The 10,999-nt window shown below is 66.2% G+C and carries 10 protein-coding genes; 6 read left to right on the top strand and 4 right to left on the bottom strand.

The genetic code is table 11. The features are described from left to right. A partial coding sequence (locus JSV65_19395) for an aminotransferase class III-fold pyridoxal phosphate-dependent enzyme (GenBank protein UCH34655.1) occupies positions 1-1,828 on the bottom strand: 1,828 nt, incomplete at its 3' end. Positions 1,829-1,977: 149 nt separating this feature from the next. Beyond that, positions 1,978-3,765: a hypothetical protein gene (locus JSV65_19390; protein UCH34654.1), complete on the bottom strand. Its 1,788-nt coding sequence runs from the start codon at positions 3,763-3,765 to the stop codon at positions 1,978-1,980. A gap of 208 nt (positions 3,766-3,973) precedes the next feature. On the opposite strand from JSV65_19390, the gene groES reads away from it, so the two are divergent. Both groES and groL read left to right on the top strand, forming a co-directional pair. Then, the gene (gene groES, locus JSV65_19385; GenBank protein UCH34653.1) at positions 3,974-4,255 is read left to right on the top strand and encodes a co-chaperone GroES; all 282 of its coding nucleotides are present in this window, start codon (positions 3,974-3,976) and stop codon (positions 4,253-4,255) included. 26 nt (positions 4,256-4,281) lie between these two features. After that, positions 4,282-5,916, top strand: coding sequence for a chaperonin GroEL (gene groL, locus JSV65_19380; GenBank protein UCH34652.1), 1,635 nt, complete (start codon positions 4,282-4,284; stop codon positions 5,914-5,916). A gap of 204 nt (positions 5,917-6,120) precedes the next feature. Here the strand turns inward: groL and JSV65_19375 are convergent, their stop codons facing one another. Further along, on the bottom strand, positions 6,121-7,047 hold the full coding sequence (locus tag JSV65_19375; GenBank protein ID UCH34651.1) for a M23 family metallopeptidase: 927 nt from the start codon (positions 7,045-7,047) through the stop codon (positions 6,121-6,123). A 246-nt stretch (positions 7,048-7,293) separates the two neighbouring features. Between JSV65_19375 and JSV65_19370 the strand changes: the two genes are divergently transcribed. Continuing rightward, the gene (locus tag JSV65_19370) at positions 7,294-8,025 is read left to right on the top strand and encodes a metallophosphoesterase family protein (protein ID UCH34650.1); all 732 of its coding nucleotides are present in this window, start codon (positions 7,294-7,296) and stop codon (positions 8,023-8,025) included. Between the two features lie 128 nt (positions 8,026-8,153). Here JSV65_19370 and JSV65_19365 read toward each other — a convergent pair whose 3' ends face one another. Continuing rightward, the gene (locus JSV65_19365; protein UCH34649.1) at positions 8,154-8,489 is read right to left on the bottom strand and encodes a hypothetical protein; all 336 of its coding nucleotides are present in this window, start codon (positions 8,487-8,489) and stop codon (positions 8,154-8,156) included. Between the two features lie 194 nt (positions 8,490-8,683). Here JSV65_19365 and JSV65_19360 point away from each other — a divergent pair, with 194 nt between their 5' ends. The 3 genes from JSV65_19360 to JSV65_19350 form a co-directional block, all read left to right on the top strand. Beyond that, on the top strand, positions 8,684-9,847 hold the full coding sequence (locus JSV65_19360) for a hypothetical protein (GenBank protein ID UCH34648.1): 1,164 nt from the start codon (positions 8,684-8,686) through the stop codon (positions 9,845-9,847). 19 nt (positions 9,848-9,866) lie between these two features. Beyond that, entirely contained in the window at positions 9,867-10,772 is a 906-nt protein-coding gene (locus tag JSV65_19355; protein ID UCH34647.1) for a 50S ribosomal protein L11 methyltransferase, read from the top strand. Beyond that, positions 10,753-10,999, top strand: a 247-nt coding sequence (locus tag JSV65_19350; GenBank protein UCH34646.1) for a 16S rRNA (uracil(1498)-N(3))-methyltransferase, incomplete at its 3' end; no start/stop codon positions are given. The genes JSV65_19355 and JSV65_19350, both read left to right, overlap by 20 nt.

Genomic DNA, 10,999 nt, shown 5'->3' with positions numbered 1-10,999 from the left:
TGGGATGGCCGTTGCCCATTGCCTTGGCGAACACGGCGAGGTCGGGGGTGACGCCGAACCTGAGATGCGCCCCGCCGAAATGCAGCCGCCAGCCGATGCTGATCTCGTCGAAGATGAGGAGCGCCCCGTTATGGTGCGCGCCGTCGCGGACGAATTCCAAAAAGCCCGGCTCCGGGTCACGGCTGCGGCAGGGCTCCATGATCACCGCGGCCAACCGGTCGCCGTGGCGGTCGAGGATTGCCTGGTACGCCTCGCGATCGTGATACGCGAAGGTCAGGCTGGTGCCGCGCAGCTCCCTCGGCACGCCGAGCGGATCCAGCCCCGGCAGCAAGTGCCCCCGCAGCGCGTCGCTCTCTCCCAGATTGGCCGCCAGGTACCAATCGTGCCAGCCGTGGTAGCCGCAGATAGCGACGACCGACCGGTCAGTGGTGGCGCGGGCGATGCGCACTGCGGCGACGCACGACTCGCCCCCGCTGCGGGTGAAGCGCACCTGCTCCGCCCAGGGATGGATGTCGCACAGTAGATCCGCCAGCTCCACCTCCTCGGGAGGGCTGAGCGTTGACATGCTTCCGAGAGTGACGCGACGCCGCACCGCCCGCGTGACGTCCGGATCGCGGAATCCCAACAGGCATGCACCGATGCCGTTGGTTGACATATCGTAGTAGTGGCGGCCGTCGAGGTCCCACGTCTCGCAGCCGCGGGCTTCGCGGAAGTACGCCGGCCACTGCTCCGGAGCCAGCATCTCCGGCCGCTTGCTCAAGAGCTGCGTCCCGCCCGGGATGCGATCCTTGGCGTGTCGGTACAGATCCTGTGTCACGCTCCCGCACTCACGCCTCAGACCAACCAGGCGCAGCGCATTGTCGGCGAAGATATCCTGGAGATCATCCACACTCAGGCCGAGGTCGTCCGCGGCCTCCGCGAGCGCGCGCAGTGACTCCAGGCCCACGAGCGCCGGGTGACAGGCGGGGCTCAGCTTGTCCCACAGCACCGTGTCCGGCTGCAACCACGCGAAGCCGTCGCCCACGGTGACGCACCTGCCGCGCAGTTCCGAGACCGGGAAGTCGCTGCCCCACATCAGCTTCCGCGGGCCGAACTCACCTAGGATCGCCTTGAGCGCGGTTGGCTCGCAGATGCCTGAGGTGTCGAACCAGACGTTCTCCAGTCCGCGCAGCGTCGCCAAGCCGCGCACCGTGTTCGGGGCATGGAATCCCCGCGCGGCGTGGGCAAGCACGAGCCTGGCGCCCCGATACTTCAGGCAGTGCTCGCGGAGATAATGCTGGTTGTCCGCGTCAGCTAGAGCCGTCGTCTTCACCAGGTGCACGAGAATGAGCAGCCCGCGTTCATCGGCGATTTCCCACACCCATTCCGGGAGATAACTGCCGAGCGTCGCCTCGAAGGTCGGCGTTTCCTCGCTATAGGTGTGATACGGCTTGAAGCCACACAGTCGGCCGTGCGCGAGGTATTCGGCAACGGTGTCACGCGAACAGCCGGGCGTCACCACGATGATCCCTCTGCTCTGCGGGAGCTGTTCGCATTGCTGGAGCACGAAGGCGTTCTCTCCCGCCAACACGGCTCGCTCGGCAACCGGACTGGCAAGGAAGAACGCGCCGGCCAGCCGCTTCGTGCCCACCAGTCTGCCGATGCGCTCACGCCAGACCTCGGCGGTCACGATCTCCGGCCCCTCGGCCCATAGGTCCGGCGCGGGTCGCGAAAGGCCGGCCGTTCGGTAGAGGTGGGCGTGTGCGTCGAACACGCGAGCCGGCAGAAAGACACTCAGTTCCGCGGCGATCTCTGCGTCGAGGTCGTCATAGCTCCAGTTGCCCAGCATTGGGATCTCCTGTGGCCGTGTGCTGCTGCACGCGTGCGCCGTATTGCGAGGGCGTCACGGATCCTCTTGTTCGTCGGCCGCGCAAGTCCTACCGGACAGTTGACGCGACGCGGGTAGGTCATGTCGCGACAGGCAGTTCGACCGGCGAATCACGCACGGGGTCGCGCGATGCGGAAGGCAGCCACCGCGTGCGCCGCGAGGGAGAACTCGAAGTCGCCCGACGCACCGGTCCGCAGGCGTCGGCGGGTGAGAATGTCGGTGAGGTGGGACGTTCGTCCCCAGCGTCGAGCATCCAGCGCCAGCTTGACCCGGGCCGCGCGCCGCCCGAAGTTCTCGAATACCAATGGGCCGCCGTCAAACGGATAGAAGCCGATGAGCGATGGCATCTCGAGTCTGATCCCGAGCGGTGCCAGCAGGCGCGCGCGTAGCGCCTGGACGACTTCATCAGGCAGATGAATCAGCGGCACCGGCTCACCGACCGTGACGCGCGTGCTGTCGGGCGCGTAGCGCATAGTGTGCGCATTGAGGGCGAGCAGCGAGGAGCCCGAAGCGGATCGCCTTTCGGTGAGGACGGCGAGATCACCGCGCGATGCGGTCGCGGCCGCGAGCACCTCTGCCTCTGTCGGATTCAGCCTCCTGGTGAAATGCACGAAGCCTGGCCCCAGCGCCTCGCGCGGCCCGACGTGGAAACGAAACGCCCAGTCATCGCATTGCCGCGTCGGGGGATCGGCGCATCCGAACTCCGCGATGAGTTCGCGGTCATTCAAGCGCTCCAGCAGCCCGCCGGTCACGAGCACCGCGTGACGAGACTTGAGAAGCCTGCTTGAGTGCTGAGCCAGATGAGGGTCGCTGGCGGCGTGCTGCGGAAGGAACACCGCGCGCGCGCCGCGCGGGAACTCGCTGCACGGCACGAGGGGGATGCCGAACATGCCGAGGTAATCGAAGACATAGGCCTCGTCTCCGCCGTCGCTGTCCGGCGGCTTGTAGGCGTGGACGCCCACAGGCTTCCGGCCGGCTACGGCGCGCGCGAGGTCGCACAGTCGCTCGAAGTGATCGTACAACGCTGTCATGTGCGGCGCGCCGGGCGCGAAGAATTCGTGCCGATAATCGAAGAGCACTAGCTCCTTCGCGCCCGCCAGCACACTCTGGTACGCCTGCTGCACGAAGACTTCGGGTGACGTATTGATGCGGTCGAACCACGCCCCGCCCATGCGCTTCCCGGCGAGCGTCCGCAGCCAGCGGTGGTTGAAATAGGCCTGGTAGGGCTGGACGTACTCGACTTCGGGATCGCGCGTCTCGGTCCCCGCCCAGGTGAGGTCGAACTGCCTGGGCTGCTCGCGCACGTCGTATCCGAAGCGATGGAAGCGGTCGTACCACTGTGGGTACTTGATGATGACAACCGCGTTGGGGTTCGCCCTCTTGGCCGGCCCGATGATGAGGCGCCGCGCGAGATCGACCATCTGCTCCCGGTAGAACTGCGGCCAGTCGCGGCCACGGCGCTCGGCGTCGCATTCCGCGCACCGGCACATGGTGCACAGGAAATCATCCACGATGATCTCGTCGAACAGCCGCGCGGCGACGTCGCTCGCGCGGGCGATGACCTCCTGCGACGCCCGCGCCGACCAGCAGAGCCAATACAGCCCGTGGGATGACGGCTTGCCGCAGCCCTTGCCTGCGACGGTCGTGATGCCGCCACTGACCGCGAATCCCTGTCCCCGAAGGGAGTCGCGCGCTGCGCGCAACACGGCTTCCGGTGGAAAGTAGCCGCGGAAGACGTCGAGGTACACCTTCGTCACCCCGGCGGTTCTCAGCAGCCCTGCCGCTTTGCGCAGGCCCGCGCTGTCGCCAAGGAGCCGCGTGACAGCCCGCGCCGGCACGAAGGCGCTGAATTCGAGGTCCGAGCGACGGGATCCGGCTGGTTCTCTCAGATCGGCCATGACAGAGCACGCTACGGCAGGCAGGCTTCCACCCGAGCCGCCCCAAATCCTCTCCTCGGCTTCCTGGGGACGGGGCGGCGTGGCAGGGAAGAGGCCCAAACCGGCTGCACGGCCTCTTGACAAACCTGAGCCTCGCGCTATAATAGCTCCCAGTGGTTAGCACTCTCGATCCGAGAGTGCTAACCGCGTCGAAAGGGAGGTGACTGCTGTGCTACAACCGTTAGGCGACAAGGTCGTCGTCAAGCCCGGTCCCGAGGAGGAGACTACCCCCACGGGCATCGTGCTTCCCGACACCGCCAAGAAGAAGCCGCAGGAGGGCGAGGTCGTGGCCGTGGGCAGCGGCAAGCTGCTCGACAACGGCCAGCGCGCGCCGATGCAGGTGAAAGTCGGAGACACCATCATCTACTCCAAGTACGGGGGCACTGAGGTGGATGTGGACGGAACCGAGTACGTGATTCTGGACGAGGAGTCGATCCTCGCCATCAAGTAGGTTGGGGGTAACCAAAGGAGGTACATATGCCAGCTAAGATTCTCGCATACGACGAAGATGCTCGCCGCGCTCTCGAGCGCGGGGTCAACTCGGTGGCGCGCGCGGTCCGCGCAACACTCGGCCCCAAAGGGCGCAACGTCGTGCTCGACAAGAAGTGGGGCTCGCCCACGATCACCAAGGACGGTGTGACCGTCGCCAAGGAGATCGAACTCGAGGAACCCTACGAGAACATGGGCGCGCAGCTCGTCAAGGAAGTGGCGTCGAAGACCAACGACGTCGCGGGCGACGGCACGACGACCGCGACCGTGCTCGCGCAGGCGATCGTGAGCGAAGGCATGAAGCTCGTCGCCGCGGGCGCCAACCCGATGATGCTCAAGCGCGGTATCGAGCGGGCGGTGGAGAAGGTAGTCGAGGAAATCAAGAAGCGCTCGATACCTGTCGCCGGGAAGGCTGAGGTGACCAACGTCGCCGCCATCGCCGGCAACGATCGCGAGATCGGCGAATACGTCGCCGACGCGATGGACAAGGTGGGCAAGGACGGCGTCATCACCGTCGAGGAATCGAAAGGCACCACGACATCCGTCGAGGTCGTCGAGGGCATGCAGTTCGATAAGGGCTACATCTCCCCGTATTTCGTGACCGACCCCGAGCGGATGGAGACCGTGCTCGAGGAGCCGTACATCCTGATTCACGAGAAGAAGGTCAGCGCCGTGCCCGACTTGGTGCCGGTGTTGGAGAAAGTCGCGTCGGCGCGCAAGCCGCTGCTCATCATCGCCGAGGACGTCGAAGGCGAGGCGTTGGCAACGCTGGTGGTCAACAAGATTCGCGGCATCCTGAACTGCTGCGCGGTCAAGGCGCCCGGCTTCGGCGATCGCCGCAAGGCAATGCTCGAAGATATCGCGACCCTCACCAACGGCCAGTTCATTTCCGAAGACCTCGGCATCAAGCTGGAAAACGTTGACACCACGATGATGGGCCAGGCCAAGAAGGTCGTCGTGAGCAAGGAAGAGACGACGATCGTCGAGGGCGCGGGAAGCAAGGACGCGGTCCAGGGCCGCATCGCGCAGATCCGCAGGGCCATCGAGGAGACGGATTCCTCCTACGACAAGGAGAAGCTCCAGGAGCGCCTCGCCAAGCTGGCCGGGGGCGTGGCCATCATCAAGGTCGGCGCGGCCACCGAGACCGAGCTCAAGGAGAAGAAGCATCGCTTCGAGGACGCGCTCAGCGCGACCCGTGCGGCGGTTGAGGAAGGCCTGGTGCCCGGCGGCGGCACGACCTACGTCAACGTCGCCCCGGTGCTCGACAAGCTCAAGGCCAAGGATGCGGACGAGAAGGCCGGCATCAGGATCATACGCCGCGCGCTCGAAGAGCCGCTCCGCGCCATCGCCTCCAACGCCGGTATGGAGGGCTCAGTCGTGGTGCAGAAGGTCAAGGGCCTTAAGGACGGCATCGGCTTCGACGCCATCAGCGAGGACTATGTTGACCTCGTCGAGGCCGGCATCGTTGACCCGGTCAAGGTCACCCGCACCGCGCTGGAGAACGCCGCCAGTATCGGCAGCATGCTCCTCACCACCGAGGCGCTGGTGGCAGAGAAGCCGGAGAAGGAAAAGGCCCCCGCCGGTCCGCCGGGCGGCGGCGGCGCCCCTGACTACGACTTCTAAGCGACGCAGCGACTGAACGATCCAGAACCAAAGCAACAGAGCCTCCGGGAAGTCCCGGAGGCTCTGTGCACAATGGTGGGCGGCAACTCCAGTCGCCTGTGGCGAATTGCCTCCACTCTCGATCCGTACGACGCCGCGACGCAGTCCCGTTTGCCCGGCGTATGCCGGGCCGGAGCATCATCTTGCCCGGCACTGCCCGCCGCCCTAGCGGCCCTCCTCCGGCACGTCAATCCAGAAATGCGGGTCCACCGGCTCGCCCGCGACGTACACCGCCCAGTGCAAGTGCGGGCCGGTGGCGACGCCGGTGGCGCCGACCTTGCCGAGGCGCTGGCCGCTCGAGATCTCTTGCCCCTCCCTAACGAGTATCTCCGATAAGTGGAGATAGAGCGAGGCGAGGCCCTGCCCGTGATCAACGACTACGGTCTTGCCGTGCAACTTGTAGTCCTGGCGCACAAGCCTGACCACGCCGTCGCTCGGCGCGAGGACCGGCGTTCCCGTCGCCGCGGCGATGTCGAGCCCCTTGTGGCGATACTGGATCTCGCCGTTGATCGAACGGGCCAGGCCGAAGCCCGTGCTGACGCGGCCTTTGACCGGCCACGCAAACGGCCCGTGCCAGAGCTGCTCGGCGCTCAGTTGTGACAGCGCGGCGCGGATCGTCTTGCCTTCCTGGGCGGTCGCAGGGTCGGTGTAGAGTTGGCTCGTCTGTCTCTTCATCGTCAGCTTCTGCACACCGAAGCTGCGCTTCACAATGGTCACCGGCAAGCCGGTTTCGCGCGCCTCGCCGCCGGGGGCCTGCAAGACGACCGTTATCATCTGCTGTCCCGTCGGCGCATCGGGCGAAACGGGCAGGATCGCACGGTAGCCATTCTCGGTGGGGAACAGCGAGTGCGTCTTGCCCAGCCACCGGCACTCGCCTGCGGCAGGCGCGACCGCCCCGGGACGAACGAACACGAAGGTCCAATCCCCCTGCCGCACCGACTTGGGCGCCACATCCAGCAGCGGCAGATCGCCGGAAACACGCCCGGCGCCGGCCAACGCCAACGCCAGGAGCCAGGACGCGACTACTGCCAGGCTGCGTCTCGCGCGCAACCCCGGCGCGCGGTGAAATCCCTGTTGAGATCCGGCTAACATCGGCGATGCTCCATGAAATGATGCACGGTACGCTGATGCTGTTGTGTTCGCCGCAGGACTCGCCGCGGCCTTCCCGCTGGCGCGAAACGCATGCCGCCGGCACGGCGACGCAGGAGACAGGAGTTTGCGCGCGGAAATCATCGCATCGTGGCGCGGCGGCGACGGGCCCGGGGCAAGATGCGCCCGCTGCACGCGGCGTGGCGGTACGGGCGAATGGCCCCCGTCGCTCGTAGGGTGAGCTAGGGCATGCGATACGCCATCATCTCCGATATTCATGCGAATCTCGAAGCGCTCCAGGCGGTGCTCAAGCGCATCGGCGAAGTGGACGCCTACATCTGTCTCGGGGATATCGTCGGCTATGGGCCGGACCCCGAGGAATGCGTGGCCATCGTGCGAGAGCTGCCGGGCCTGAAGTGCGTCGTCGGCAACCACGATCTCGCTTGCGTCGGCAACTATGACATCAACTGGTTCAACTGGTACGCGCGCGAGGCCATCGTCTGGACGCAGGAGCGGCTGAGCCCGGCCAGCCGCGGTTACTTGCTGTCGCTGCCGCTGATGGAAATGGAGAACTCCATAACGCTGGTGCACGGCTCGCTGCCTCAGCCCATGGATTACGTGACATCGGAAACCGAGGCGCGCCAGGTCTTCGCGGAGATGATCACTCCCGTGTGTCTCATCGGGCACACGCACATCGCAGAGCGCTATGCGCACGCGCACGGAGCCGCCTACCTTGAACACGGGTCGCTGGCGCAGGGCGGGAGCCTGCGCTTCAGCCGGGGCACCAGCTACATCGTCAACTGCGGCAGCGTCGGCCAGCCGCGCGACGGCAACCCCATGGCCAGCTTCGGACTCTACGACACGACCAAACGTCAGCTTACCGTCAAGCGCATCCCGTATTCAGTGGCACCCGTCCGGGAGAAACTGGAGAAGGCCGGGCTGCCCGCTCTGCTGGGTGATCGTCTCGCCCTCGGCCGGTGAAGCCGATCGCCCCCGCCGACCCATATGCGGCCGTGTCCGGCACAAGTCCGCTGATGATTCGAGCACGCGGGGAGAAGCGGGCAAGCGCGGCGGGGACGGAAGGCCCGCCGTGTCGAACGCAGAGGCTCCTAGCGCTCGCGGCGCTGGGGGATGATGACTTCCCCCAGGTCCTCCAGCGCGTAGTGGAAGTCTATCTTTTCCGCGGGGGTGATGGGGCCCAGGCCCTCGAACTTGTCCCGCTCTTCCGTGGACAGTGACGGGCCGTCGGGGCGCAGCATGCCCTGGTTCCATTTCTCCTCGCGCACGAGTTGCTCGCCGACTCGCTTGCATCGGCCGCAGCGGAAGCGAACGTACACGAAGCTAGGCCCGAGAAGACTGAGATAAAGGCTGGTTTGCAGTATCTCCTTGGTGCCGATATGGTGACCGCAGTTACAGGTGACTACATCGTTGGGTACTGCCATCATCGCCTCAGACCATATGAGTGGAAGGTCAAATGAATTATAGCATCTTTCCCAGGGATTGCAAAGCGGGGCGCTGGCAGGGCTGGATTCCGTCCGCTTTCGCCATTTCGCGGCCTGTCACGGGGAGGGGTACGCTGCCTCGACTGCGCCGCAGAGGCCCGTCCGAGACCCAGTGCGCACGCGCACGCTGGCGACGTATGCTCCCGGCGGCAGCGATCGGGCTCGCTCTGGCTGTCGTGATGTTCGCGCGGCCGTCGGCTCACGCCGTTGTCAGCGGGGAGCGCGGGCCGTCGCCCGAGGTCGCCGCCGAGAACGTCGCCGAACTGCGGGACATCGGGCAAATCCGCATCGAAAACGCCCCCGGCGGCACCATCACTGTGGCCGAGAACGGCGCCTGGCGCCAGGCCGGGACCGTCCTGCGCAATGCCGAGAAGGTCAACCCCCGCGGATTCACCGCCAGCAAGTGGGCGCCCCCCGGAACGGTAGCTGCCACCGCCGTCAACGCCCTGCACATCACGGTCGCGCTCAACACCGTCGACGACCGCGGCGTCATCTTCTCTCTCGTCCCGCGCGAGTTCGCCCCTGGCTTGGATCAGCCGTTCACTGAAGCCGACCTGCCGGGTGCGACGATCTATACTGACATACCGGCCGGCGTCGGCATCTTCGGCGGCGACTGCACTCCTTTCATAGGCAATCCCGTCCTTGTCGAGCGAGGTACGGAACTCGTGCCGCTGCCCGCTGACTATGCCCCGGCTCGCGGCGACGTGCTCGTCATTTCGATCCGGCGCCCGGCGCACTATCCCTCACAGATCGTCTTCGACAATCGCTTCGGCGGGCTGATCTATCTCGAATACCCGAACGGCTTCCGCAAGCCCGTCGGGCAGGTTCTGCGTCCGGTCATCGGCGTCGGCAGATTTCCCGGCGGGCTGTACGCTGGCATCGGCCGCATTCGCGCGAATCACCCCGGGGTCATAGATGTCTCGACGTCGCTCGTCGGCGAGGTCGGCGGCTTCCAGATCATCCCGGCGGAGCACGCTATGAGCCCGGAGACGAAGTACGTGCGCCGCCTGACGCAGTGGATGGTCGTCGGCCCGCTGTGCGCGCTCGATGCCTCGTGGGAGGGTGTCGCACCGCTCTTCCTGCGCTACCTGCGGCCGAAGTACGATGCGGCGGATCTCTACGCCGAGGACTGGCAGGAGCGCCTGCTCGGACGGTTCCTCGTCGAGGTTCAGGTGGACGGGGAATGGCGCGCAATGCCCTACCTGAGCCTCGGCGACAATCCCAACGTGCCGCTGCCCGACTGGGCGATGACGGCGCTGGAGAACGTCGAGGCGTTCCGCATTCTCTTTCCCCTGAACTGAAAGGCACGCCGGTCGTCGCATGGCAGCACGGGCGCCAGAGCCGATGTGGGTCAGGATCACCGTCACGGTCTCCGCGGACGCGGCGCCGGGAATCGCGGACCTGCTCCTGTCCCTCGCACATGGCGTCGAGGAGCAGCCGAGCGCAGCAGGTGTGCGGCTGGTGGCGTATCTGCCGGCGGATAGCGATGTCGAAGGCGCGGTCAAGCACCTACGGGAGCGCCTCGAAGCGCTGCGCTCGGCTGACGTGGCGATGGGGCAGGGGAGGGTAGCCAGGCGGCGCGTTCGCTCGCAAGTGTGGCAGGAAGCGTGGAAAGCCGGGTTCGACGTGGTGCGGGTCGGGCAGCAGCTCGCCATCAAGCCGACCTGGAAGGAGTACGCCGCCGCGCCCGGCGAAGTCGTCGTCGAACTCGATCCCGGCATGGCCTTTGGCACCGGGCAGCACGCGACGACCAGAGGCTGCCTGGTCGCCCTGGCCAACTTGGTTCGCCCGGGGATGACCGTCTTCGACATCGGTTCCGGCAGCGGGATTCTGGCGATTGCGGCCGCGAAGCTGGGCGCGCGGCGCGTCATCGCCGTAGAGATCAACGAGTCGGTGGCGCGGATCGCCCGCAGCAACGTCGCGCTCAATAGCGTCGCCGACGGTGTGCTGGTTATGTGCGGGGATCGGTTGCGGTGTATCTGCGGACGCGCGGACATCATCATTGCCAACCTCACCTCCGACCAGATCGCGAGGATGGCTCCAGACGTAATCTTATACCTGCGCCCGAAGGGCGTCTTCGTCGCGTCTGGCATCGCCCTGGAGCAGGAGGCGGACGTGCGCAAAGCCTTGTCACGGGCCGGCCTCGTCTTGCGCGAGCCACAGCGCGAAGAGGAATGGGTCACCATGACCTGGGAGTTGAGCCGCGATGCGTCGGTTGCTGGTTGAGAACATCGAGGGCGAAACCGTCATCCTCACGGGCGAGCAGCATCACCGTGTGACGCGCGTGCTGCGGCTCGGAGGTGGCGACGCGATCCGCATCTTCGACGGCCGCGGCAGCGAATGCGAAGCGGCCATCGAGTCCGCCGACCGCACTCAAACGACACTGCGGGTCACCCAATCGGTGGAACCCGTTCCGGAACCGGCGGTCAAAGTCACACTGTTTCAGTCCATCC

This window comes from Armatimonadota bacterium, assembly GCA_020354555.1.
Taxonomy (GTDB): Bacteria; Armatimonadota; Hebobacteria.
Note: the sequence above shows the minus strand (reverse complement) of the source record. Positions and strands in the feature narration are given on the sequence as shown.

Coding starts and splice junctions, on each gene's coding strand:
- JSV65_19390 (UCH34654.1), bottom strand. CDS start 3,765: ATGGCCGATCTGAGAGAACCAGCCGGATCCCGTCGCTCGGACCTCGAA.
- groL (UCH34652.1), top strand. CDS start 4,282: ATGCCAGCTAAGATTCTCGCATACGACGAAGATGCTCGCCGCGCTCTC.
- JSV65_19375 (UCH34651.1), bottom strand. CDS start 7,047: ATGTTAGCCGGATCTCAACAGGGATTTCACCGCGCGCCGGGGTTGCGC.
- JSV65_19370 (UCH34650.1), top strand. CDS start 7,294: ATGCGATACGCCATCATCTCCGATATTCATGCGAATCTCGAAGCGCTC.
- JSV65_19365 (UCH34649.1), bottom strand. CDS start 8,489: ATGATGGCAGTACCCAACGATGTAGTCACCTGTAACTGCGGTCACCAT.
- JSV65_19360 (UCH34648.1), top strand. CDS start 8,684: ATGCTCCCGGCGGCAGCGATCGGGCTCGCTCTGGCTGTCGTGATGTTC.
- JSV65_19355 (UCH34647.1), top strand. CDS start 9,867: ATGGCAGCACGGGCGCCAGAGCCGATGTGGGTCAGGATCACCGTCACG.